At 70.6% G+C, this 24,155-nt stretch carries 20 protein-coding genes and 3 pseudogenes; 12 read left to right on the top strand and 11 right to left on the bottom strand.

Features of this window, described 5'->3' with window-relative positions; genetic code table 11:
• Positions 1-30: 30 nt before the first annotated feature.
• The 3 genes and pseudogenes from ACFYXB_RS19350 to ACFYXB_RS19340 all read left to right on the top strand — a co-directional run.
• Positions 31-333: pseudogene (locus ACFYXB_RS19350) on the top strand (lactate utilization protein C); the annotation flags it as partial.
• Positions 334-381: 48 nt separating this feature from the next.
• Positions 382-1,329 carry an alpha/beta hydrolase fold domain-containing protein gene (locus tag ACFYXB_RS19345; protein WP_389583741.1) on the top strand — a complete coding sequence of 316 codons (948 nt, stop codon included), beginning with the start codon at positions 382-384 and terminating at the stop codon, positions 1,327-1,329.
• A 105-nt stretch (positions 1,330-1,434) separates the two neighbouring features.
• Entirely contained in the window at positions 1,435-2,031 is a 597-nt protein-coding gene (locus tag ACFYXB_RS19340; RefSeq protein ID WP_389583738.1) for a cation transporter, read from the top strand.
• A 226-nt stretch (positions 2,032-2,257) separates the two neighbouring features.
• Here ACFYXB_RS19340 and ACFYXB_RS19335 read toward each other — a convergent pair whose 3' ends face one another.
• The gene (locus tag ACFYXB_RS19335; RefSeq protein ID WP_389583736.1) at positions 2,258-3,229 is read right to left on the bottom strand and encodes a magnesium and cobalt transport protein CorA; all 972 of its coding nucleotides are present in this window, start codon (positions 3,227-3,229) and stop codon (positions 2,258-2,260) included.
• Between the two features lie 417 nt (positions 3,230-3,646).
• On the opposite strand from ACFYXB_RS19335, the gene kdpF reads away from it, so the two are divergent.
• From kdpF to ACFYXB_RS19300, 7 genes are all read left to right on the top strand, one after another.
• A complete protein-coding gene (gene kdpF / locus ACFYXB_RS19330) occupies positions 3,647-3,736 on the top strand; it encodes a K(+)-transporting ATPase subunit F (RefSeq protein ID WP_351346772.1) in 90 nt (29 codons plus the stop codon).
• Between the two features lie 13 nt (positions 3,737-3,749).
• Positions 3,750-5,414 carry a potassium-transporting ATPase subunit KdpA gene (gene kdpA, locus ACFYXB_RS19325; protein ID WP_389583732.1) on the top strand — a complete coding sequence of 555 codons (1,665 nt, stop codon included), beginning with the start codon at positions 3,750-3,752 and terminating at the stop codon, positions 5,412-5,414.
• The gene (gene kdpB / locus ACFYXB_RS19320) at positions 5,414-7,537 is read left to right on the top strand and encodes a potassium-transporting ATPase subunit KdpB (protein WP_389583729.1); all 2,124 of its coding nucleotides are present in this window, start codon (positions 5,414-5,416) and stop codon (positions 7,535-7,537) included. Before kdpA ends, kdpB begins: the two co-directional genes overlap by 1 nt.
• Positions 7,538-7,555: 18 nt before the next feature.
• Entirely contained in the window at positions 7,556-8,185 is a 630-nt protein-coding gene (gene kdpC / locus ACFYXB_RS19315; RefSeq protein WP_389583726.1) for a potassium-transporting ATPase subunit KdpC, read from the top strand.
• 65 nt (positions 8,186-8,250) lie between these two features.
• Positions 8,251-8,676 (top strand): DUF3592 domain-containing protein, encoded by a 426-nt coding sequence (locus ACFYXB_RS19310; protein ID WP_389583724.1) that lies wholly within the window; start codon positions 8,251-8,253, stop codon positions 8,674-8,676.
• Between the two features lie 563 nt (positions 8,677-9,239).
• Positions 9,240-11,291 (top strand): phosphocholine-specific phospholipase C, encoded by a 2,052-nt coding sequence (locus ACFYXB_RS19305; RefSeq protein ID WP_389583722.1) that lies wholly within the window; start codon positions 9,240-9,242, stop codon positions 11,289-11,291.
• A 66-nt stretch (positions 11,292-11,357) separates the two neighbouring features.
• The gene (locus ACFYXB_RS19300; protein ID WP_389583720.1) at positions 11,358-12,191 is read left to right on the top strand and encodes a phospholipid scramblase-related protein; all 834 of its coding nucleotides are present in this window, start codon (positions 11,358-11,360) and stop codon (positions 12,189-12,191) included.
• A 91-nt stretch (positions 12,192-12,282) separates the two neighbouring features.
• Here ACFYXB_RS19300 and ACFYXB_RS19295 read toward each other — a convergent pair whose 3' ends face one another.
• Together ACFYXB_RS19295 and ACFYXB_RS19290 are read right to left on the bottom strand one after the other, a co-directional pair.
• A complete protein-coding gene (locus ACFYXB_RS19295; RefSeq protein WP_388507151.1) occupies positions 12,283-13,224 on the bottom strand; it encodes a hypothetical protein in 942 nt (313 codons plus the stop codon).
• Positions 13,221-14,015 (bottom strand): phosphatase PAP2 family protein, encoded by a 795-nt coding sequence (locus tag ACFYXB_RS19290; protein ID WP_389583716.1) that lies wholly within the window; start codon positions 14,013-14,015, stop codon positions 13,221-13,223. Before ACFYXB_RS19290 ends, ACFYXB_RS19295 begins: the two co-directional genes overlap by 4 nt.
• A 272-nt stretch (positions 14,016-14,287) precedes the next feature.
• On the opposite strand from ACFYXB_RS19290, the gene ACFYXB_RS19285 reads away from it, so the two are divergent.
• The gene (locus tag ACFYXB_RS19285; protein WP_351346817.1) at positions 14,288-14,902 is read left to right on the top strand and encodes a TetR/AcrR family transcriptional regulator; all 615 of its coding nucleotides are present in this window, start codon (positions 14,288-14,290) and stop codon (positions 14,900-14,902) included.
• Between the two features lie 152 nt (positions 14,903-15,054).
• Here the strand turns inward: ACFYXB_RS19285 and ACFYXB_RS19280 are convergent, their stop codons facing one another.
• A complete protein-coding gene (locus ACFYXB_RS19280) occupies positions 15,055-16,062 on the bottom strand; it encodes a DUF2510 domain-containing protein (protein ID WP_389583713.1) in 1,008 nt (335 codons plus the stop codon).
• 423 nt (positions 16,063-16,485) lie between these two features.
• Between ACFYXB_RS19280 and ACFYXB_RS19275 the strand changes: the two genes are divergently transcribed.
• Entirely contained in the window at positions 16,486-19,164 is a 2,679-nt protein-coding gene (locus ACFYXB_RS19275; RefSeq protein WP_389583710.1) for an ATP-binding protein, read from the top strand.
• Between the two features lie 43 nt (positions 19,165-19,207).
• On the opposite strand, the gene ACFYXB_RS19270 is transcribed toward ACFYXB_RS19275, so the two are convergent.
• The 7 genes and pseudogenes from ACFYXB_RS19270 to ACFYXB_RS19240 all read right to left on the bottom strand — a co-directional run.
• On the bottom strand, positions 19,208-19,999 hold the full coding sequence (locus tag ACFYXB_RS19270; RefSeq protein ID WP_389583707.1) for an SDR family NAD(P)-dependent oxidoreductase: 792 nt from the start codon (positions 19,997-19,999) through the stop codon (positions 19,208-19,210).
• Positions 20,000-20,063: 64 nt separating this feature from the next.
• On the bottom strand, positions 20,064-21,185 hold the full coding sequence (gene pcaD, locus ACFYXB_RS19265; RefSeq protein ID WP_389583704.1) for a 3-oxoadipate enol-lactonase: 1,122 nt from the start codon (positions 21,183-21,185) through the stop codon (positions 20,064-20,066).
• Positions 21,186-21,187: 2 nt separating this feature from the next.
• Positions 21,188-22,525, bottom strand: a complete 1,338-nt coding sequence (pcaB, locus tag ACFYXB_RS19260) for a 3-carboxy-cis,cis-muconate cycloisomerase (RefSeq protein ID WP_389583702.1) — start codon at positions 22,523-22,525, stop codon at positions 21,188-21,190.
• Complete coding sequence (pcaG, locus tag ACFYXB_RS19255; RefSeq protein WP_389583700.1) at positions 22,522-23,127, bottom strand: protocatechuate 3,4-dioxygenase subunit alpha; 606 nt, start codon at positions 23,125-23,127, stop codon at positions 22,522-22,524. The genes pcaB and pcaG overlap by 4 nt, the downstream gene beginning before the upstream one ends.
• Before the next feature lie 6 nt (positions 23,128-23,133).
• A complete protein-coding gene (gene pcaH / locus ACFYXB_RS19250) occupies positions 23,134-23,907 on the bottom strand; it encodes a protocatechuate 3,4-dioxygenase subunit beta (protein WP_389583698.1) in 774 nt (257 codons plus the stop codon).
• A 38-nt stretch (positions 23,908-23,945) separates the two neighbouring features.
• Positions 23,946-24,020: pseudogene (locus ACFYXB_RS19245) on the bottom strand (acetyl-CoA acetyltransferase); the annotation flags it as partial.
• Positions 24,017-24,155 (bottom strand): annotated as a pseudogene (locus tag ACFYXB_RS19240) (succinyl-CoA--3-ketoacid-CoA transferase); the annotation flags it as partial. The pseudogenes ACFYXB_RS19245 and ACFYXB_RS19240, both read right to left, overlap by 4 nt.

Genomic DNA, 24,155 nt, shown 5'->3' with positions numbered 1-24,155 from the left:
GCCCGCGCGCTGTGCGGCGCCGACAACTGCGACGCGGCGGACAGCGTGGTGACGGGGTGTGCGCTGGCCATCGCCGAGACGGGCACGATCGTGCTGGACGGCGGGCCGGGGCAGGGCCGCCGTGCGCTGAGCCTCATCCCCGACCACCACCTCTGCGTCGTGCGCGCTCCGGAACAGGTCGTCGCCTCGGTGCCGGCCGCCGTGGCAAGGCTGTCACCGAACCGCCCGCTCACCTGGATCTCCGGTCCTTCCGCCACCAGCGACATCGAACTCGAACGCGTCGAAGGCGTCCACGGCCCCCGCATCCTCGACGTCGTCCTCGTCCACCCCTGAGCCGCACCGGCGCCGCGCACCCCTCACCCGACGACACCTGGAGCACCCTTGCCCTCCGAGCCCATCGCCTGGCCGCCGCCCGAGCTCGCCGTACCGCCGGTACAGCTCCCGCCGACCGCCCCCACCACCGCCGCCGACGGCGTCCGCCGATACGACGGGCTGAGCTACGCCACCAACTCCGGTTACCGGCCGCGGCTGCTGGACCTGTCCGTGCCGGCGGCTGCCGAACCCCCCGCCGTGGTGGTCTGGATCCACGGCGGCGCCTGGATGGAGGGCGACCGGCGCCACCCGCCGCCGACCGTGAGCGCGGACCTCCTGTTCGGCTCCCTGCTGCGGGCCGGACTCGCCGTCGCCACCATCGATTACCGCCACGCCCGCGAAGCCCCCTTCCCCGCCCAACTGCACGACGTCAAAGCGGCCATCCGCTACCTGCGCCACTACGCCGGGACGCTCGGGATCGCCCGGACGCGGATCGGCTTGTGGGGGGAGTCCGCCGGCGGGCACCTGGCCGCGCTGGCCGGGCTCACCGACGCAGCCCACCCCTCGCTCGAAGGAACGGAAGGGATCGCCCAGGGCGACACGACGGTCGGGGCTGTCGTGGACTGGTACGGGATCACCGACGTGGGGGCGCTGCTGCCGGACGCGCCTGGCCCCCACGACCCCTTCGTCACCTTCCTGGGCGGCGACCCGGCCGACCGGCCGCACCTGGCGGCAGCCGCAAGCCCGGTCACCTACGCGCGGTCCCCGGCCCCGCCCTTCCTCCTGGTCCACGGGACCCACGACACGCTCGTCCCCTTCGAGCACAGCGAGCGCCTGGCCGGACTCCTGCGGGCCGCCGGCAACCACGCGGAACTCGTCGCCGTACCGGACGCCGAGCACATCTTCCTCAACGCCGACGTCGCACCCATCGTCGCCCGCTGCGTCGCCTTCCTCGCCCACCACCTGCGCCGCCCCGCGACCGACCGGGCCGCGGGAATCCGGCTGGTTGCCCAGTGACCCCTCAGGATGTGGTGCGCCGTGCCGTGCACAGCTCCGGCCGTGAACACGGCCGCAGACGGCGAACGATCCCGGACCTCTGGCCGTGTCTGGGAGACTTCAGCGGTGACCCCCTTGGACGACACCGCCCGCACGGCTCTGCTGCGCCGAGGCTTCGCCCTGGAGTACACGACACTCGGCTGGAACGTGATCGGCATCGTGGTCCTCGCGGCGGCAGCCGTGTCAGCCCGCTCGGTCGCGCTGGCCGGGTTCGGTCTGGACTCCCTGATCGAGATCGGTGCCTCGACCGTCGTGATCTGGGAACTGTCCGGCGTCGGCGAAGCCCGACAGCGCCGTGCGCTGCGGTTGATCGGTATCGGCTTTGCGGCACTGGCTCTCTATCTGGTCGTGCAGTCCACCTGGGTCCTAGCCGCCGGCTTCCACCCGCACACCTCGCCGCTGGGCATTGGCTGGACCGCGATCACCGCCGCCGCGATGTTCGCCCTGGCGTTCGGCAAGGCCCGCACCGGAGCCGCCCTCGCCAACCCTGTCCTGTCCACCGAGGGCCGGGTGACACGCATCGACGGTCTGCTCGCTACCGCGGTGCTGCTCGGCCTGGTCCTCAACACCGCATTCGGCTGGTGGTGGGCGGACCCGGCTGCCGGGTACGTTCTCGTCTACTACGCGCTCCGCGAGGTGCGGGAGATCTTCTCCGGCGACTGAGTGCAGCAGGCAGGGCTGCGGTAGGCGTTCGGCAAGGCCCCCCTGGACACGCGAAGGCCGCCTCGGTGGCACGGGGGAGTCCACCGAGGCGGCTCCGCCCAGCGTAGGGCTCCTGCATCCACAGGTCCACGAACCCCAGCCCGTTCAGCAGTCGCGCACCCAGCTCACAACACCGGGCCGAAACGGTCACGGCCCATGTGGCTTGCTGGTTCCCCCGAGGGCGGTGTCACAACCAGCCGTTGCGCTTGAAATTGCGGTGGAGGAGGAAGCAGGCGGTGGCGATGACGCCGAGAACGAGGGGGTAGCCGAAGGTCCAGCGCAGTTCGGGCATGTGGTCGAAGTTCATGCCGTAGACGCCGGCGATGGCGACGGGTACGGCGATCAGCGCGGCGGCGGCGCTGATACGGCGCATGTCGTGGTTCTGCTGGATGCTGGTCTGGGCGAGGGCCATGGACAGGGCGATGTCGACGAGTTCCATCAGGACGGCGATGCGTTCGGCTGCCTGGGTGCGGTGGTCCTGGACATCGCGGAAGTAGGCGGCCAGCTCCTTGTCGACGCCGGGGACGCGGCGTTCGGCGAGGTCGCGCAGGGGCTGGGCGAGCGGGGCCACGGTGCGACGGAGTTCGACGAGTTCGCGCTTGAGCTGGTAGATGCGGCCGACGTCGTGGGTGATGTCCGGGGAGAAGGCGTCGTTCTCGATCTCGTCGGCGTCGGTCTCCAGGGCGGTGACGACGTCGAGGTAGTGGTCGACGACGGAGTCGGCGATGGCGTGCAGGACGGCGATGGGGCCGTGGGCGAGGCGCTCGGGGTCGGCTTCCAGACGACTGCGTACGCCGGTGAGAGGTTCGGAGGGGTCGTGTCGGACGACCACGATGAAGTCGCGGCCCGCGAAGGCCATGATCTCGCCGGTGCCGACGATGTCGGTGGTGGGGGTCAGCCGGTCGTGTTCGAGGTAAACGGCGGTCCTCAGGACAAGGAAGTAGGTGTCGTCGTACTGCTCCAGCTTGGGTCGTTGGCCGGCGCCGTGGTGCTGCTGCCCGTACTGACGCTCCTGCTGACCGCGCTGCGGGGCCACCTCAGTCTCTCCAGCGACCTGGTGATCTATCTGCTCGTCGTCGTGGTGGTCGCCCTGGCCGGTGGGCTCTACCCCGATCCGGGTAGCGGACGGGATGCCCGAGCAGTGCACGGAATCGAGCACGCCGCCATCCCGAGCACGGGGTACCAGGACGGCCGAAAGCCTGGCTCTACGGGTTTCGCGTGACGTGGCCGAGGCCATGGACGGGACCCTGGAGACGATCAACGACGGGTCCGTCTTCTCGGTGACGCTCACTCTTCCGAGCTGTGCGCCCGGCGGTGGCGCGACATCCGACCGCGCCGGGTGAATGCCTTGGCTCCACCGTCACCCCATCGGTCCACACAGCGTCAGCGCTTTGCCGAAGTCAACTGATATAGCGTCAGAAATATATCAACCCCATATTCCAGCGGGGCGCGCCAGCACGGTCCCGCGCCTGATGACTCTGCGGGGTGCCTCGCGTATGTCGGACATTGCGTACATCGCGCTCACGGTTGTGGTGTTCGCCCTCATCGGCCTTGCCGCCAAGGGAGTCGGACGCCTGTGAGCGTGGAAAACATCGTCGGCCTGATCGTTGCGGCGTGCCTCGTGATCTACCTGGTCGTATGCCTGATCTTCCCCGAGAAGTTCTAGGAGACAGCCCTCGATGAACGACACGCTCGCGGGCTGGCTTCAGGTGCTCGTCCTGGTGGTCGCGCTGGGTCTCTCATTTCGCCCGCTGGGCGACTACATGGCCCGTGTCCTGACCGCCGATCACCATGGGCGGGCTGAACGCCTGGTTTACCGGGCCGGGGGAGTGAACGGCGACGTGGACCAGAGATGGTCGGCCTACCTTCGGAGTGTCCTGGCCTTCTCAGCGGTTTCGGTGCTGTTCCTGTACGCGTTCTTGCGCCTGCAGAACCATCTCCTGCTGTCCCTGGGGACGAAGCCGGTCCCCGCGGACCTGTCGTTCAACACCGCTGCATCCTTCGTCACCAATACCAACTGGCAGGCGTATTCCGGCGAGTCGACCTTGGGTCATTTGGTCCAGATGGCGGGCCTCGCGGTGCAGAACTTCGTCTCCGCTGCCGTGGGCATCGCCGTCGTCGCCGCACTGGTCCGCGGCTTCACACGGAAGAAGACCGATCGCGTCGGGAATTTCTGGGTGGACCTGACACGGATCGTGCTTCGCGTTCTGCTGCCGCTCGCCTTCGTCTTCGCGATCGTTCTGGTGGCCGCCGGTGCCGTTCAGAATTTCCACGGAATCCACGACATCACCACCATCGCGGGCGGGCAGCAGAGCCTGACCGGCGGGCCGGTCGCCTCCCAGGAGGCCATCAAGGAACTGGGAACCAACGGCGGGGGTTTCTACAACGCGAACTCCGCGCACCCCTTCGAGAACCCCAACGCCCTCACCAACCTGATCGAGATCTATCTGCTCCTGGTTATCGCGTTCTCGCTGCCGCGGACCTTCGGGACGATGGTCGAGGACAAGCGCCAGGGCTACGCGATCGTCGCGGTGATGGTGTTGATCTGGGGTGCGTCGGTCGCCATCGTGACCGCCAACGAGCTGCACAGCGTCAGCAGCGCGGCCGGCCACGCGGCCGGCGGAATGATGGAGGGCAAGGAGACGCGGTTCGGGATCTGGGCCTCGGCGCTGTTCGCCGTGTCCACCACCCTCACATCGTGCGGAGCGGTCAACTCCTTCCACGACTCATACACGCCGGGCGGCGGCGGAATGACGATCTTCAACATGATGCTGGGGGAGATCGCGCCCGGCGGCACCGGCTCCGGGCTCTACGGGATCCTGATCCTGGCGGTCGTCGCGGTCTTCGTCGCTGGACTGATGGTCGGCCGTACGCCCGAGTACCTCGGCAAGAAGCTCCGGGGCCGGGAGATGAAGTTCGCCTCGCTCTACATCCTGACCACACCCGCGCTCGTGCTGGTCGGTGCGGGGCTGGCGATGGCGTTCCCGGGTGAGAGGGCGGCCATGCTCAATTCCGGGCCGCACGGCTTCTCCGAAGTCCTGTACGCCTTCGCGTCTGCTGCGAACAACAACGGCTCGGCGTTCGCCGGGCTGAGCGTGAACACCGTCTGGTACAACGCCGTACTCGGCGTGATCATGCTCGTCGGCCGGTTCCTGCCGATGGTGTTCGTCCTGGCACTCGCCGGCTCGCTCGCCGGGCAGCAGCCCGTTCCGGTCACCGCGGGCACCCTGCCCACGCACCGGCCCCAGTTCGTCGGACTGTTGACCGGGGTGATCCTCATCGTCGTCGGCCTGACGTATTTCCCCGCGCTCGCGCTCGGACCCCTTGCGGAGGGGCTGCACTGATGTCCACGACCGCCGCTCCCATCCCGCCCGGCGCCGGACGCCAGCCGCTCCGGGTCTCGGGCGGTCTGCTCGATCCCAAGCAGCTTCTGACGTCCTTCCCCGATGCCCTGCGCAAGCTCGATCCGCGGGTGATGTTCCACAACCCCGTCATGTTCGTGGTGGAGGTCGGCGCGGTCCTCACCACACTGTCGGCCATCAGGACGCCCAGTGTCTTCGCCTGGGTGATCACGGCGTGGCTCTGGCTGACGTCCGTCTTCGCCAATCTCGCCGAAGCCGTGGCCGAGGGGCGCGGCAAGGCCCAGGCGGAGACTCTGCGCCGCACCAAGACGATGGCGATGGCCCGCCGGCTCGTCGGGTGGCGGCAGGGCGCGACCGACTCCGTGGAGGAGGAAGTTTTGGGCGTCGACCTCCGCCTGGGCGATCACGTTGTGGTCGAGGCCGGGCAGATCATCCCGGGCGACGGCGATGTGGTCGAGGGCATCGCGAGCGTCGACGAATCGGCTATCACGGGCGAGTCGGCGCCGGTCATCCGCGAGTCGGGCGGCGACCGGTCGGCCGTCACGGGCGGCACGAAAGTGCTCTCGGACCGGATCGTCGTGAAGATCACCTCGAAGCCGGGGGAGACCTTCATCGACCGGATGATCGCACTTGTGGAGGGCGCCGCGCGGCAGAAGACGCCGAACGAGATCGCACTCAACATCCTGCTGGCATCCCTCACGATCATCTTCCTGATCGCGGTGGTGACCCTGCAGCCCTTCGCCGTCTTCGCGGGGGCCGAGCAGACCATCGTCATCCTCGTCGCGCTGGTCGTGGCCTTGATCCCGACGACGATCGGCGCGTTGTTGTCGGCGATCGGCATCGCGGGCATGGACCGGCTCGTGCAGCGCAACGTCCTGGCGATGTCCGGCCGTGCGGTGGAGGCCGCAGGCGACGTCAACACCCTCCTGCTCGACAAGACCGGCACCATCACGCTCGGCAACCGCCAGGCCGCCGAATTCCTGCCCGTGGACGGGGTGGGCGTCGAGGAACTCGCGGATGCCTCCCAACTGTCGTCGATCGCCGACGAGACGCCCGAGGGCCGCTCGATCGTCGTCCTCGCCAAACAGCAGTACGCCCTGCGTGGGCGCAGCGAAGGAGAGCTGGCCCAGGCACAGTTCGTACCCTTCACCGCGCAGAGCCGGATGAGCGGTGTGGACCTCAACGATCCTCAGGAGAACCGGTCTTTGCGCAAGGGCGCGGCGACGGCAGTGATGCGCTGGGTCCGTGACAATGGCGGCCACCCCACGGCAGAGGTCGGTGGCATCGTCGACGGCATCTCCGCGAGCGGAGGCACCCCGCTGGTCGTCGGCGAGGTGACCCGGCACGGCGGCACGCCCGTCGCCCGCGTCCTCGGGGTGATCCACCTCAAGGACGTCGTCAAGGAAGGCATGCGGGAACGGTTCGACGAGCTGCGTCGGATGGGCATCAAGACCGTCATGATCACCGGCGACAATCCGCTCACCGCCCGCGCCATCGCCCAGGAGGCAGGGGTGGACGACTTCCTCGCCGAGGCTACCCCCGAGGACAAGATGGCGCTGATCCGGCGTGAACAGGAGGGCGGCAAGCTGGTCGCGATGACCGGAGACGGTACCAACGACGCCCCGGCGCTCGCGCAGGCGGACGTCGGCGTGGCGATGAACACCGGTACGTCGGCCGCCAAGGAGGCCGGCAATATGGTCGACCTCGACTCCAACCCGACCAAGCTGATCGAGATCGTGGAGATCGGCAAGCAGCTGCTGATCACGCGCGGTGCGCTGACGACTTTCTCCATCGCCAACGACGTCGCGAAATACTTCGCGATCATTCCGGCGATGTTCGCGAGCGTCTACCCCGGCCTCGACAAGCTCAACATCATGCGCCTCCACAGCCCGACCTCGGCGATCGCCTCCGCGATCGTCTTCAACGCGCTGATCATCATCGCGCTGATCCCGCTCGCGCTGCGGGGCGTGCGCTACCGGCCGTCCTCCGCCGCGAAACTGCTCAGCCGCAACATCTGGATGTACGGGCTCGGCGGCCTGGTACTGCCCTTCCTGGGCATCAAGCTGCTCGACCTCTTCATCCAGTTCATCCCCGGCCTGCGCTGACAGAAGGCGATCCCACCCGTGCGTACCCTCCTTCCCCCTGCACTCCTGCAGCATCTGGTGGCCCTGCGGATGCTGCTGGCGTTCACCGTGATCACCGGCATCGCCTATCCGCTGGTCGTCACCGGCATTGCCCAGGCCGGTCTCTCCCACCAAGCCAACGGCTCCCTGCTGACGACGAACGGCACGCCGGTGGCTTCGAGCCTCATTGGCCAGAACTTCGCCCTGCCGAAGAAGAATCCCAATGACGCGCAGGAGCCGCTGCGCCCCGACCCCAAGTGGTTCCAGCCCCGCCCGTCCGCGGGCGGCTACGACCCCATGAGCTCCGGCGCCTCCAACCTGGGACCGAACAACACCGACCTGATCAAGACCGTCAGGGACCGCCGAGCGGCCGTCGCCGCCTTCGACGGGGTCCCACCCTCGTCCGTCCCCGCAGACGCCGTCACAGCCAGCGGCTCCGGGCTCGATCCGGCGGTCTCCGCGGCGTACGCCTACGAACAGGTGGCCCGTGTCGCGAAGGCCCGCCACCTCGCCCCCGCCAAGGTCAAGGCTCTGGTAGCCCGGCACGTCCAGGGACGTGTTCTGGGCTTCCTGGGTCAGGAACGCGTCAACGTCGTCGAGCTCAACCACGATCTGGCCGGGCTGGTGTGACCACAATGTGAGGGTGTCGGCGACGGCGGCCGAGGTGGGGACGAACACCGGAACGGGGGCGTGGCGTGGACGTGGGGGTCGTGGCCGTACTCGCGGGGATCGCCGCGTTCGGCGGCATGTTGGCCGTCCTCGCGGGGGCGTATGGGCTGCGCCAGGCACGGCGTGTGACCAGGACGGGCGTGCGTGTCGAGGCGCTGGTCAAGCGACGCCCGGGAGAGACTCCTGAGGAGTCGCCCCCGCCACGCCCGCTGCTCCAGTTCGTGACGGAGGACCACAGGGTGATGGAAGTGGTCTGTCCCGTTCCCCCCACTCGGCGACAGCCGCTCATTGACGGCGGCAACGTACTTGTCTCCTACGATCCGGCCGACCCGCGAAATGTTGTCGTCCACGGGCGGGAACGCCTGGGGTCTGAACGCGTGTTCATTGTTGGGGGCGCCCTCGTGGTGCTGCTCTCGGTCGTCCTGCTCGTTGTCGCGATCGCGGGTCAGTGACAGATCCCGAGCGATTCTCGGTGTTGCCTCTTGCGGGCGGAGTCCCGCGATCAGCTCGGGGGGTTCACCTGCTCGGAGCCCGGCCCGAATCGCCTGTGCGATGGCGCGTGTATGTCCGGCAGCACCACGTACATCGGCGAGTGGGCCTTGGGGGTTGAGGCGCCGGAGCGACCACTCGGCTCGGTTTTCGGCAGCGGTTCCCAGTCGGAGATGGGCCGGGTTGGTGCAGCCGTGGAAGTCGCGGGTGTGACACACAACGGGGTCCTGGGCGGCGGACCAGCCAGAGGGGCTATTGGCGCGCAGGACCAGGTGTCGGGGCAACGGTGAGGCCGCTGGCCCCGTTCAGCGTCTTCGACGGCGCCTTGCGGCGGCCAAACGCCGTATTCCGGCCGGAAATCCACCGTGACCCCGGTTTGGCCGGATCTTGGTCACACGTACCTCCGGCTTTCACACGGGCGCCATCCGACCCTTCCCTGACGTTCGCTGCCCTTGGAACACTCGCACCGCGCGCATTCCGCCACGTTCCGGCCATCCCGCACGCCAGGATGAGAGGTTGCTCAACCATGCCCGAAGTCAACCGGCGCAGATTCCTCCAACTCGCGGGCGCCACCACGGCGTTCACCGCGTTGTCCAGCAGCATCCAGCGTGCCGCCGCGCTGCCCGCGAACCACCGCACGGGCTCGATCGAGGACGTCGAGCACATCGTCGTCCTGATGCAGGAGAACCGCTCCTTCGACCACTACTTCGGCTCACTCAAGGGCGTCCGCGGCTTCGGTGACCCGCACCCGGTGTCCCGCCCGGACGGCAAGCCGGTCTGGTACCAGTCGGACGGCACCAAGGACCTGCTGCCCTTCCACCCCGAGGCCGACGACCTGGGCCTGGCGTTCATCCAGGACCTGCCGCACGGCTGGAACGACGGACACGCGGCCGTGAACAACGGCAAGTACGACAAGTGGGTGCCCTCCAAGGGCGCCACGACGATGGCGTACCTGACCCGCGACGACATCCCGTTCCACTACGCGCTCGCCGACTCCTTCACGGTCTGCGACGCCTACCACTGCTCGTTCATCGGCTCGACCGACCCGAACCGCTACTACATGTGGACGGGTTACACCGGCAACGACGGCAAGGGCGGCGGCCCGGTCCTCGGCAACGACGAGGTGGGCTACGGCTGGACGACTTACCCCGAGCGCCTGGAGAAGGCCGGGGTCTCCTGGAAGATCTACCAGGACGTCGGCGACGGCCTCGACGCGAACGGCGGCTGGGGCTGGATCGGCGACGCCTACCGCGGCAACTACGGCGACAACTCGCTCCTCTACTTCAACCAGTACCGCACCGCCCAGCCCGGCGACCCGCTGTACGACAAGGCCCGCACCGGCACCGACGCCCGCAAGGGCGAGGGCTTCTTCGACCAGCTCAAGGCCGACGTCAAGAGCGGCAAGCTGCCGCAGATCTCCTGGATCGCCGCCCCCGAGGCCTTCACCGAGCACCCCAACTGGCCCGCCAACTACGGCGCCTGGTACATCTCGCAGGTCCTCGACGCGCTCACCTCCAACCCGGAGGTGTGGGCGAAGACGGCCCTGTTCATCACTTACGACGAGAACGACGGCTTCTTCGACCACCTCGTCCCGCCGTTCCCGGCCGGCTCCGCCGCGCAGGGCAAGTCGACGGTCGACGCCGGACCGGACCTGTTCAAGGGCGACTCCGGCCATGTGGCCGGCGCCTACGGCCTGGGCCAGCGCGTGCCGATGCTCGTCGTCTCCCCGTGGAGCAAGGGCGGCTTCGTCTGCTCCGAGACCCTCGACCACACCTCCATCATCCGGTTCATGGAGAGCCGCTTCGGGGTGCACGAGCCGAACATCTCGCCCTGGCGGCGCGCGGTCTGCGGCGACCTGACCGCCGCGTTCGACTTCTCCCGCAAGGACACCAAGCCGGCCGCGCTGCCGGACACCGCCGGCTACCAGCCGCAGGACAACGACCGCCACCCCGACTATGTGCCGGCCCCGCCCGCCAAACCGGTTCTGCCCCGGCAGGAGCGCGGCCACAAGCCCACCCGCCCGCTCAAGTACGCGCCGGCCGTGAACGGTTCGGCCGACACCGCGGCCGGCAAGTTCACGCTCACCTTCGCCTCCGGCGCGCACGCGGGTGCCGCCTTCCTCGTCACGTCCGGCAACCGCACCGACGGCCCCTGGAGCTACACCACCGAGGCCGGCAAGTCCGTCTCCGACACCTGGAACTCGGCGTACTCGAACGGCTCGTACGACCTCACCGTGCACGGCCCCAACGGCTTCCTGCGCGTCTTCAAGGGCCCGGGCAAGGCCGCCGGACCCGAGGTCACCGCCCGGCACACCGGCGACGACGTCGAGCTCACCTTCACCAACAAGGGCGCGGACACGGTCAGGCTGAAGCTGGCCAACGGCTACGGCGGCCGGCCCCGCACGGTCACGGTGCGGGCCGGGGCGACGGTCCGGCAGACCGTGGACCTCGCGGAGAGCGGGCGCTGGTACGACCTGACCGTCACGTCCGAGTCGGACCCGGCGTTCGTGCGCCGGTTCGCGGGACATGTCGAGAACGGCCGTCCCGGGGTCAGTGACCCGGCGATCACCACGGAGTGACGGGTCGATGAACAGCGCCTCGTACGGGCTGGTCAGGCACCGGCCACAGCAGGGTAGTGTGCCCCGATGACCACACATTCGAACACTCCTGCAGGCTGGTACCCGGATCCGCACGGGGCACCCCAGACGCTCCGTTACTGGGACGGCGTGCAGTGGACCAACCACACGAACCCCGCCCAGCAGGTTGCCCATCAGACGGCTCAGCCGCAGGCGGCCGTCCCGCAGCAGGCCGGTGCCGACCCGCGGGTGCAGCGCCAGGTGCAGCAGCAGGCCGGCGTCACCGCGGGCGGCGCCGGCGGCGGCACGCTGTTCACCGAACCGGTCCTGGTGGTGAACCAGAAGGCCAAGCTGATCGAGGTGACCAACGAGTACAAGGTCATGGACCAGGGCGGCCGGGAGATCGGCTCGGTCGTCGAGGTCGGGCAGAGCGCGTTCAAGAAGGTCCTGCGCTTCGTTTCCAGCCTCGACCAGTTCATGACGCACAGGCTCGAGATCCGGGACGCCTACGGCCAGCCCCAGTTGGTGCTGACCCGGCCCGCGAAGTTCCTCAAGTCGCGGGTGATCGTGACCCGTCCGGACGGTTCGCCGGTGGGCGAGATCGTCCAGCAGAACATGATCGGAAAGATCAACTTCGCGATGAACGCGAACGGCCAGCAGGTCGGCGCGATCAAGGCGGAGAACTGGCGGGCGTGGAACTTCGCGATCGTCGACCACGCGGACAACGAGGTCGCCCGGATCACCAAGACCTGGGAAGGCCTCGCCAAGACGCTGTTCACGACCGCGGACAACTACGTCCTGCAGATCCATTTCCAGCTCCCCGAGCCGCTGCTGAGCCTCGTCGTGGCGACGGCCCTCACCGTCGACACCGCGCTCAAGCAGGACTCCCGGGGCCTGGGCTGACCCGGCGCCGACACGGCACAGGGCAACGGCGGCCGGTGCGTGCGAAGTTCCGCACGCGTCGGCCGCCGCCTTCGTGTGTGCGCGTACAGGGCTACAGGGGCGTGAGGCGCCCGGGATCCGGCTGCCGGGGCATCACCACGGATTCCGGTGACACGGTCCTGGCCTGCAGGGCGAGCACCGCGGCCACGGGGTGCTCGGCGTCGGGCTCCGGGGCGGGCGGCGCCACCCGGGTCAGCAGCACCACGCCCCAGGACGCCACCGCGGCCCCGGCGAGTGCGAGCAGCACGCCGGCCACGCCCCCCTGAAGGCCCTGCCCGAGCAGCGTGAGGCCGATCACCGCGGCCGCGACCGGGTTCGTCAGTGTCACGACCGCGAGCGGGCCGCCGAGGCCGCCGCGATAGGCCGTCTGCGACAGGAGCAGCCCGCCGGTGGCGAACGCGGCGACCAGTACGGCGACCACGACCACCTCCAGACTCAGCGCCGGACCGGAGCGGTCCGTCGCCGCCACCGTCACCGTCTGGGTCAGCGCCGAGGCCACGCCCGAAGCGAAGCCGGACGCCGTCGCGTGCCTGAGGCCCGGCCGCGCACCGGGCCAGGACAGCAGCCCGATCAGGGCAGTGGTCGTACCGGCGACCGCCAGTGCCTCGCCCAGGGACAGCGCCCGGTCGGGCGCCGGACCGGACGCGGTGACCAGCAGGGCGGCAAGGCCGAGCAGCGTCAGGGCGGTGCCCCGCCACTCGACCGGGCTGACGCGCCGCCCGGCCATCCGCGCCCCCATCGGCACCGCCGCGACCAGGGTGAGCGCGCCCAGCGGCTGGACGACGGTCAGCGGACCGTACTTCAGGGCCACGACGTGCAGCAGCGCGGCGCCCGCGTTCAGCGCGACCGACGTCCACCACGCGCCGGTGCCGAGCAGCCGCAGCAGGCCCGCGCCCACGTCGCGGGCGGCGAGCCGCTCCTGGGCCACGGCCGCGGCCGCGTAGGCGACGGCCGAGACCAGGGACAGGGCGACGGCGACCAGGGTGGCGCTCATCGGCCCGCTCCGACCAGGACCCGCTCCTTCGGTACGAGCCTGCGCGCGCCGCGCCCGGCCGTGCTCGCCGTACGGTGCGGCGGGTGGATCACGGCGAGGGCGATGCCGAGCAGGACCGTGGCGGCGAGCGCGTCGAGCCAGTAGTGGTTCGCGGTGCCGACGATCACCAGCAGTGTGACCAGCGGGTGCAGCAGCCACAGCCAGCGCCACCGTGACCGGGTCGCCACGATCAGGCCGATCGCCACCATCAGGGCCCAGCCGAAGTGCAGCGAGGGCATCGCCGCGTACTGGTTGGAGAGATGGTCGGAGGTCGGCGGGCCGTACACCGAGGGTCCGTACAGCCGGGCGGTGTCCACCAGGCCGGTCGCGGCCAGCATGCGCGGCGGGGCGAGCGGGAACGTGAAGGGCAGGATCAGGGCGGTCGCGGTGACCGCGGCGAGGACCCGGCGAGCCCAGACGTAGTGCGCGGGCCGCCGCAGGTACAGCCAGAGCAGGAAGGCCAGGGTGGCCGGGAAATGGACGGTCGCGTAGTAGGTGTTGGCCAGCTGGACGGCGGCGTTGCCGTGCAGCAGCGCGGACTGCACGGAGACCTCGTCCGGAAGGTGCACGGCCCGTTCCAGGTCCCACACGCGGTGGGCGTTGTGGAAGGCCTCGCCGGTGTGGCCCGTGGCCAGTTGCCGACCGAGCTTGTAGACGAGGAAGAGTCCCGCGACGAGCAGGAACTCTCGGACGAGCGGGGGCCTGGCTATAGAGCCAGGCTCCGCTTCTGCAGGCTCGGTTCGGGCGTTCATCCCCCGGCCCCTTCGCTGACGGTGGTGCGTGTGCTGGTGCGTCGTGTGGTGGTGCGTTCTGAGACCCGGACCATGGCCCGAACTCATCGACACGTCTCTGTACCGATACAGCGACGTACCGATACATCACCGTACCGATACGTCAGTGTACCGATACGCTTGAGTACCGGTACACTGGCGTATCGATTGACGTACGCCACACTGGAAGCTGGTTTCCGACCCGCCCTCGGGCGCACCCCGAGCGGGCCGCCCACGAGTGAGGAGAAGAGCAGATGACGTCGCAGGCCGCGGACGGACCGAAGTCGGTCGCCGCCTCGCGCCGCTCCAAGCTCACACCCGAGCGTGAGCAGGAGTTCTTCGACGCCGCGCTCGAACAGATCCGTGAATGCGGGTACGCAGCGGTCACCATGGAGGGCATCGCCGCCAGCACGCGCTGCAGCAAGTCCACGCTCTACCGGCAGTGGAAGACGAAGCCCCAGTTCGTCGTGGCCGCCCTGCGCTCCCGGAGCCGGTCGCGGCTCACCGGCATCGACACCGGATCACTCGCCGGTGATCTGCGCGAGGCCGCGCGGGCGGTGGGCCGCTGGTCGCTGAAGGACACCAACCTGCTGCAGGCGCTGGGCCATGCCGTCACCCAGGACGAGGCCCTGGCGCGGGCGCTGCGCGAGGCCCTGGTCGAGCCGGAGATCGACGCGCTGCGGTCGATCCTGAGGCGCGGAGTGGAGCGCGGTGAAGTAGCTGCCGACCATCCGGCCCTTGAGTACATCCCGGCGCAGATCTTCGGCATCGTGCGCGCCCGGCCCATCGTGGACGGGGAGTACGCCGACCCCGACTATCTCGTCTGTTTCGTGGAGGCCGCCGTGCTGCCCGCACTAGGCCTCACCTGAGACCCAGGCCGCCGTCCACGGGATGACTGGACGGTGACCTGCCGGCGCCGCACCGTGGGGACGGGGGCGGCGCACCACCCGGCCGGGTGGGGCTCCCTTTGAGCGGAGGGGCGCCCCGCCCGGCCGACCTTTGTGCCGTGAGCGGTACGGCGTCAGACGTTCTGCCCGTTGCCCCCGCCGGAGGACACCTTGATGCCCTTGGTGATCTCGTCGATGACCGAAGCTTGCTGGCCGACGTCGACACCGAAGCGGACCACGACCAGCTGCCGGGGGTTCGCGGGGGAGGGGAAGGCGAGCGACTCGACATAGCCGTCGGCGCCCTTGCTGGTGACGGCCTTCCAGCGGACCAGATAGCCCTTCTGCCCGGCCACCGTCACGGCCTTGGAGGCCAGCACCTCGTGCGAGGTGATACTGCCGTAGCTCTTGCCGCCGTACGACTCTTTGGCGTTGGCCGCGATGTCCGCCTTGGCGACCTCCTCGGCCGTGCTGCCCTTGGTGCCGAGCACCAGTGCGGGCGCCGAGTAGGCGCCGCCCGTGGTGCAGCTCTTGGAGGTGTCGCCCGGGCACTTGTAGGAGTGGTCGGACGTCACCTGCGCCCCCACGCTCAGCTGCTGCCCGGTCCAGCTCTCCGGCACCGGCAGGCTGATCGCGTTGACCGGGTCCGGCACGCTGCCGCCACCCTCGACCTTCGGCGCCTCGGACTGCCCGGGCGCGGGCGACTGACCGTCGGAGCCACCGGAGCCGCCGTCGGAGCCCCCGGACCCGCCGAACGGACCGCCGTTCTGCCCCTCCGGCCCGCTTCCGCCGCCCGGCCCCTGCTGTGAACCGGCCCGGTCGTCGCCGGAACCGCTGTTGGAGAGGGCGTACACACCGACTCCGATGCTCACCAGTACCGCGGCCGCCACCGCGACGGCTATCCCGGTCCGCAGACCGCGCCGGGCACCGGCCGGCGGCTGCGGGGGGTAGGCCGGGTACCCGGGATACGCCGGGTACGGCCCGGCGTCGGGCTGTGACTGCGCCGGCGGACCCCATACGGCGGCCGACCCGGCGGGGCGGGTCTGTTCCGTCCATGCCTTGCCGTCCCACCAGCGTTCGGTGGGCGGACCGTCATTCGTCTGCCCGGGGTCGGGGTACCACCCGGGAGGAGTCACCTGCGTCATGCCCCCACCGTAAGAGACCTCGGTGAAAGCGGGATGAGAGGCCCCCGGAAAACCCTGTACCGCAGAACTCACGCAACCACCGGCGGACCGCCGGCGGCATCACGAAAGCGCCGCCGGTACCGGCGCCCGCGGCGCGGATCGCGACAGCCCCCAACCCGTCCCGCAGTCCTCCCCTCCACCGTTGCATCCGTGCCGTCAGTTGGCGCGTTCTCGACCCGCCACCGTAAAAAGTCGGCTTGATTTTCAAGGTTATTGACGATCCGTTCGTTGCACCGTGGCTGGTAGTGGCCGGTTCGCGTCGCCCGCCTGTACCCCGGTTCACCCGTCAAGGCAAGAGCTGTCATGTCCCGCCACCACTTGACCGCCGGGACGGTTACGCTCGGAGGTCTGTACGTCGTTCGGGCGACTTGGGGAGGTAACGGGATGACGGAGGTACGGCCCCGTGCGGCCGCTTCGACTTCCCTGTGGGAGCGCGACGCCGAGATCGCCGCCGTCACGGAGACACTCGACCTCCTGTGCGCGGATCGCTCGTCCTCCGGGAACGTCCTGGTGTTCCGGGCCGAGGCGGGACTGGGCAAGACCGCCCTCCTGGCCGAGACCCGTCGTATCGCCGAACGGCGCGGTTGCACGGTGTGGTCCACCCGAGGCGGCGAGACCCTGAGGTCCGTACCGTTCAATGTGGTACGGCAGTTGCTGCAGCCCGCGCTGGTGTCCCTGATGCCCGAAGAGGCCCGCGAATACCTCGGCGACTGGTACGACATCGCGGGCCCCGCGCTCGGCATAGCGGACCCCGGCGACCGGCAGGCCGACCCGCAGGGTGTGTGCGACGGCCTCGTCGCCGCCGTACGCCGCCTCGCCAAGCGTGAGTGGCCGCTCGTGCTGCTGATCGACGACGCGCACTGGGCCGACCAGGAGACCCTGCGCTGGCTCGCCGCCTTCACCGAACGCCTCGACGACCTGTCCGTCCTCGTCGTGGTCGCGCGCCGGCCCGGAGAAGTGAGCGGCGCGAGCGCCCGTCACCTCGACGCGGTGGCTGCCGCCGCGGGCTGCCCCGTCAACAACCTGAGCGCGCTCACCCCGGACGCCACCGTCGGCCTCACCCGCGCCACGCTCGGCCGGCATGCCGACGCCCCGTTCTGCCGCGAGGTCTGGGCCGTCACCGGCGGCAACCCGTACGAGACCGTCGAACTTCTCGCCAAGGTGCAGGACAGCGAGCTCGACCCGGTCGAGGCCCACGCCGGCGAACTGCGCCGCCTCAACCGCTCCGCCCGCGGCGGCGGACTCGTCGCCCGCCTGGAGAGCCTCGGCATCGACGCCACCCGGTTCGCCTGGGCCGCCGCCATCCTCGGCAGCGGTATCACGGTGGACCTGGTCGCCCAGCTCGCGACCATGAGCGTCGAGGACGCGCAGCGCTGCGCCGAACTGCTGTGCACCGCCCGCATCCTGACCGAACCGGACCCCTCCGTCCGTTCCGGGGACGGCGACCTGGAGTTCGTCCACCCGCTCATCGCCTCCGCCGTCTACAACTCCATCCCTGAAGCCCTCTGCACCGCCATGCACGGCATCGCGGCCCAGGTCGTCACCGAGTTCGGGCGCGGTGCCGCCGCGGCCTCCCGGCACCTCCTGCAGGTCCACCCGGACGACGACGAGGAACTCGTCGAGCAGCTGCGCGAGGCCGCCCGGGAACATCTGGCCGTCGGCGCGCCCGACGCGGCCCGCCGCTGTCTGGAGCGAGCCCTGCTGGAGCCGCCCCTTCCCGACGTCCACGCGCGCGTGCTCTACGAACTCGGCTGCGCCACCCTGCTGACCGCGCCCGCCGTCACCATCGACCATCTGCAGAGCGCGCTCGGCATGCCGGGCCTCACCGGGGACCAGCGCGTCGACGCGGTCTTCCGCCTCTCCCAGGCCCTGATCCACAACGACCAGCTCGAGGAGGCCGTCCGCACCGTCGAGGCGGAGGCGGCCCGGCGCGAACCCGGCCCCGCCCGGATGCGGTTGCAGGCCGTGCACTACATGTGGGAGGGCATCCGCGGCGAGAGCCTCACCCCGGGCCGCTCCGAACGTCTCGCCGACCTCGCCGCGACCTGTACCGGCCGCGACAACTCCGAGCGTGCCCTGCTCATCCTGCGCGGCTTCGAGGCCATGGCCCACGGCGAGAGCGCCGAGGAGGTCGTCGAACTGTGCGACCGCGCCCTCGTCAACGGCCGTCTCGCGCCCGGGCTCAGCTGGACCGACACCGAGTGGGGCCTGGAACTGCTGATGATGCTGGGCAGCTCGTACGCCTACACCGACCGCCTCGACCGCGCCGAGAGCCTCTTCTCCGAAGCCCTGCGCGTCTACACCCGCGCGGGCTGGAGCGGCGGGCACCTCGCCCTGGCCAACGCCTACCTCGGCCTCGCCTACCGTAGGCAGGGCCGCCTCAGGGACGCCGAGACCGTCCTGCGCGAGTCGCTGCGACTGGCCGAGCGGGTCGGCCGCGGACTGCCCCTGTACTGGTCGGCGACCTGCGGACTCGTCGACACACTGCTCGCCCGCGGCCATGTCGACGAGGCCTGGTCCGTCGCCGAGCAGTACGGCTTCCACCCGCCCTACCCGTCGACGATCGTGCTGCCCGACACCCGCTCGGTGCGCGGCCGGCTTCTGCTCGCCGTCGGCCGTACCGAGGAGGGCGTGAACGAACTCGAGGCCGCCGAGAAGACGGCGGTCGCCCGCGGCGGCCACAACCCGATGCTCGCGCCCTGGGCCGTCGACCTGGCCCTCGCCCTCGCCGCGACGGACCCGTCCCGGGCCGCCCAGCTCGCCGGCGACGCGCGCCGCCAGACCGAGCGGTTCGGCACGGACACCGCCATCGGCGAGGCCCTGCGCTGCGCGGCCGCCCTGGAGACCGGTCAGCGCGCGGTGCGCCTCGCCGCCCAGGCCGTGGCCCATCTGGAGGCCTCGCCCTGCCAGTACGAACACGCGGCGGCCCGCGTCGAGTACGGCATTGCGTCCCGCTCCATCGCCGAACTCAACCGGGGCATGGCGCTGGCCAGTTCCTGCGGCGCCGACGGCCTGGTGGCCAGGGCCAGGGAAGCACTGGACACCTGGCGCGGGGTGGACTGACCGGAACCGAACCGACCGGACCGACGGCTACGACCGGTCGGCCTCACATGTTCAGCAGCTGCTCGGTCACCGCCGTCAGCCGCTTGCGCACCTCTGGGTCGTACGTCGCCTCGTGCGCGCGGGCCGGGCGGGTGCCGTCGAAGTAGCCGCCCGTGCCCGACTCGCGCGTGGCCAGCATCAGGACGCCCGGCGCGCCGTCGGCGACCGAGTTCCACGGGCTGATCCCGCTGTCGCGGACCATCGCCGTGTCCATGTAGGTCGCCGGGTGCAGCACATTGACCGCCACACCGCTGCCCGTCAGCTCCTCGGCCAGCGAGAACGTGTGCGCGGCCAGCGCGAACTTGCTGCGGCAGTACGCCGACACACCGCTGTAGCCCCCGGTCAGCTCGGGGTCGGCGAAGTCGAGCGGCTCCTGTCCGGCCGAGCCCACGTTGACGATCCGGGCCGGTGCGTTGCCGCGCAGCACTGGCAGCAGGGCCCCGGTCAGCGCGACCGGCGCCAGGTAGTTCACCGCGAGCCGCAGCTCGTGCCCGTCCGCGCTCAGCTCGCGGCCCGAGCCCGGCGAACCGCCGCCCACACCCGCGTTGTTGATCAGCACATCGAGCTCGGGACGCGCCTCGGCGACCCGGGCGCCCAGCTCCCGCACCTGAGCGAGCGAGGCCAGGTCGGCGACGAACCCCTCCGCCTCGCCCTCGGTGCGCAGCTCGTCGACGAGCCGCTCGGTCCGCACCGGGTCACGGCCGTGTGCGAGGACGACATGACCGGAGCGGACCAGCTCGAAGGCGACGTACCGGCCGAGTCCGGAGGTGGCGCCCGTGATCAGAACAGTGGACATGCCCCCAGCCTAGGCACGACCCGGCGCCGGCAGCCTGGTGCCGCTGAAGCTACGACCGGCAGGATCACTCTCCGGCGGCGTCCTCCTCGGCGAGGACCCGCTGGGCCGTGGCGAACGCCGAGTTGGCCGCCGGGACCCCGCAGTACACGGCCGTCTGCAGCAGCACCGCGCCGATCTCCTCCGGCGTGAGCCCGTTGCGCCGCGCCGCCCGCACATGCAACGCCAGCTCCTCGTGGTGGCCGTGCGCGACCAGTGCGGTCAACGTGATCATGCTGCGCTCGCGGCGCGTGAGCGTCGGGTCGGTCCAGATCTCGCCCCACGCGTAGCGGGAGATGAAGTCCTGGAAACGGGCGGTGAAGGGGGTCTGCCGGGCCTGCGCCCGGTCCACATGGGCGTCGCCGAGCACCTCCCGGCGTACCACCATGCCCCGCTTGGCGCCCCCGTCGAGCTGCGTGCGCAGCGCGGTCAGTACGGCCTCCGGACACTGCGCGGGCGCCAGGTGCGAGGCGCCGGGGATCTCGACGAGCGCGGCGTGCGGCACCGCGTCCGCGATCTCCCGCAGATGCGCGGGCGGCGTCGCGGGATCCTGCCGGCCCGCGACGAGCAGTGTCGGTACGGTGATTCCGGCCAGCCGGTCGCGCAGGTCGAACGCGGCCAGTGCGTCGCAGCAGGCGGCGTACGCCTCCGGGTCGGCCTCCCGTTGGTCCTGGACCAGCCGGGGCACCGTGAAGCCGGGGGTGAACCAGCGCGCGTCGGCGCTCTCCACCAGCCACTCCAGGCCTTCCCGGCGGACCCTCTCGGCCCGCTCGCGCCACGGTTTCTCCCCGTTGAAGTGGGCGGAGGAGCACAGGACAGCCAGGGACTCCAGCCGCTCCGGGTGGTGCACGGCGAGGTGCAGCCCCACCGCGCCGCCCAGCGACACACCCGCGTACGCGAACCGCTCGATGCCGAGGGAGTCGGCGAGCGCCAGCACCAGGTCCGCCAGATCGCCGACGGTCGCCCCCGCCCCGATCAGATCCGCCGCCGAACCGCCGTGTCCCGGAAGATCCCAGCGGACCACCCGGTGGGCGGTGGACAACTCGGGCGCGACCGCGTCCCAGAGGGCGTACGACGTGCCGAGCGAGGGCCCGAGCAGCAGCGCGGGAGCGGAAGCGGGGCCCTCGGCACGGTGGTTGAGGAGTTTCATGATCAGTGTCGCTCCAGAGCACGATCGGTGAGGGATCCGGCGGAGCCGGTGTAACGGGCGGGGTCGGTGAGCTCGTCGAGGTCGACGTCCTTCAACTCTGGCTCTTCGGCAAGGAGTTCGGTCAGGGTACGGTCCTCGGTGTGGGTCCGGCGGGCGATCGCGGTGAGCAGTTCCTTCGCGCGAGCCCGGCCGAGGACCGGTGCCAGCTCGGCGGACAGTCGCTCCGAGACGATCAACCCGTGGGTGAGGTCCAGGTGTTGGCGCATGGCCTCCGGATGCACCCGCAGTCCCTCGGTCAGCTCCACGGCGTCCCGCGCCGCGCCGCCCACCAGTCGCAGCAGGTCGCGCAGCGGCTCCCACTCGGCGTGCCAGGCCCCGGCCGGGCGCTCGTCCTCGGCCACGAGTGACCCGTACAGCGTGGCGGCGAGCTGCGGAGCCTGCCGTGCGGCGGCCGCGATGAGCGTGGACCGTACGGGATTCGCCTTGTGCGGCATGGCCGACGACCCCCCGTCACTGCCCTCGCTCACCTCGGCGATCTCGGTGCGGGAGAGGGTGAGGACGTCCACCGCGACCTTGCCCAGCGACCCTGCCGCGAAGGCGAGACACCCGGCGAGGTCCGTGATGGGCGTGCGTAGGGTGTGCCAGGGCAACAGCGGTGCCCGGAGGTCGAGTTCACGCGCGTACGCGGCCGGGAGCGCGGTCGCGTCCTCGGCGCCGTACGCGGAGAACGCCGCCAACGTCCCGGCCGAACCCCCGAGTTGGACCGGAAGCCCGTTCCGGACGGCCGATACGCGGTCCCGTGCGTCGAGCACCAGCGACCGCCACCCGGCCGCCTTCAGCCCGAACGTCGTCGGTACGGCGTGCTGGGTGAGCGTCCGCCCCGGCATCGCCGTGTCCCGGTGGTCCGCCGCCAGTCGGGCCAACGCCCGCTGGGTGCGGGCGAGATCGGCAAGCACGAGGTCCAGGGTGCGTGCGGCGACCAGCATCGTCGCCGTGTCCATGATGTCCTGGCTGGTCGCGCCCCGGTGGACGTACGGGCCGTACTCCTCGCCCACCGCCGTCGTCAGCTCGGCGACCAGGGGAATGACCGGGTTCCCGCCCGCGCGGGCGCGTGTCGCGAGGGAGCGGAGGCCGAAAACGCCCGGGTCGGCCGCCTCGTCCACCGCCGCCGCTGCCTCCGCCGGGGCCAGTCCCAGCGCGGCCTGCGCTCGGGTGAGCGCGGCCTCCGCGTCGAGCAGCGCGCGCAGATACGCGGCATCGCTCGTCGCGGACGCCGCCGGGGAACCGGCCCACCCGGGTGCGAGCAGACCGATGTCGGAACCGTCGTCGGCGTTCGTCACTGAAACTCCAGGAAGACCGTCTCGCCCTCGCCCTGAAGGCGGATGTCGAAACGGTACGTCCCCCGGCCCTCGTCGCCGGCGATCAGCGTGCCGCGCCGCTCCGCGTCGATCCGCGTCAGCAGCGGATCGGCGGCGAGGGCGGCGTCGTCGCCCGGCAGATAGACCCGGGTGAACAGATGCATGAGCAGTCCCCGCGCGAACACGCACACGCTGAGGTACGGGGCGCTTCGCCCGAGCGCGCCGGGCCGCAACGTGCGCGCGTACCAGTGCCCGTCGGCATCCGTCTGCACGCGGCCCCAGCCGGTGAACTCCACGCCGTTGCGGCCGAGATGGCCGCCGGTGGCCGGGTCGCGCCGCATCGACCCGTCGACCCGCGGCACATTGCCGTCCGGGTCCGGTCCCCACACCTCCACGAAGGCGTCCGGCAGGGGCTTGCCCTCGCCGTCGTACACATACCCGCGCACGGTGATCGTGTCCGGATGCCCGACCGGCGCGATGTCACCGCCGCCGGGGAAGGGCAGCGCGTACCCGTAGAAGGGGCCGACCGTGTGCGAGGGGGTGGGCAGCACGTTCTCGGGCCTGCTCGTGTCGATCTTCGTCATGGCAGGTCAGCGCCCTTCTTCGAGCCAGGTGGCGTGCGGTCCGTCCAGCACGACGTCCCAGTGGTAGCCGAGCGAGAACTCCGGCACCGACAGACTGTGGTCGTACGTCGCCACCAGCCGCTGCCGCGCCGCGTCGTCCGTCACGGACTGCAGGATCGGGTCGTACGGGAACAGCGGGTCGTTCGGGAAGTACATCTGCGTCACCAGCCGCTGGGTGAACGCCGTACCGAAGAAGGAGAAGTGGATGTGCGCCGGGCGCCAGGCGTTGAGGTGGTTGCGCCATGGGTACGGCCCCGGCTGGATCGTGGTGAAACGGTAGAAGCCGTAGTCGTCGGTGAGCGTGCGCCCGACCCCCGTGAAGTTCGGGTCGAGCGGCGCGTCGTGCTGTTCGCGCTGGTGGGCGTACCGGCCGGCCGAGTTGGCCTGCCAGATCTCGATCAGCTGACCGCGGACCGGCCGTCCGGCGCGGTCGAGGAGCCGCCCTGACACGGTGATGCGCTCACCGATCGGCTCCCCCGTGTGCTGCCGGGTGAGGTCGTTGTCGATCTCGGTGACGTCCCGCTCTCCGAAGGCGGGGGAGTGCAGCTCCACCAGCTCCGGGTCCTTGGTCACGTCGATGGTGACCGGCGGCCGCTTCGGGTGCCGGAGCACGGAGGAGCGGTACGGCGCGTAGCCGCGGCGCGGATGGTGCTCCGCGGGCGCCCCGTCGGCGACCCGCTTCTCATAGCCGGCGTGCTCGGCCGCGATCTCCTGGTCGATGTCCTGCTGGGTGAGAGTCATGAGGGTCTCCTGGCGTTCGAGGAGGAGGGCGAGGCCTGCCGTACGGCTGCCAGGCCGCCGTTGTAGCGGCCGACCGGGGTGCGGACGGCATCGACGATGTACACGGTCTTCACGGCGTGACCTTCACATGGATCTTCGCGGCCGTCTTCGCGGTGATCTCCGTGGTGCTCACGCCGGGTGCGCATTCGACGAGGTGCAGTCCGTGGTCGGTGATGTCGAGGACGCCGAGGTCGGTGATGACGCGGTTC

Origin of the sequence: Streptomyces sp. NPDC002619 (assembly GCF_042889305.1) — a bacterium.
GTDB lineage: Bacteria > Actinomycetota > Actinomycetes > Streptomycetales > Streptomycetaceae > Streptomyces.
The sequence above is the reverse complement of the archived record's forward strand: the minus strand, read 5'-3'. Positions and strand labels throughout refer to the sequence as shown.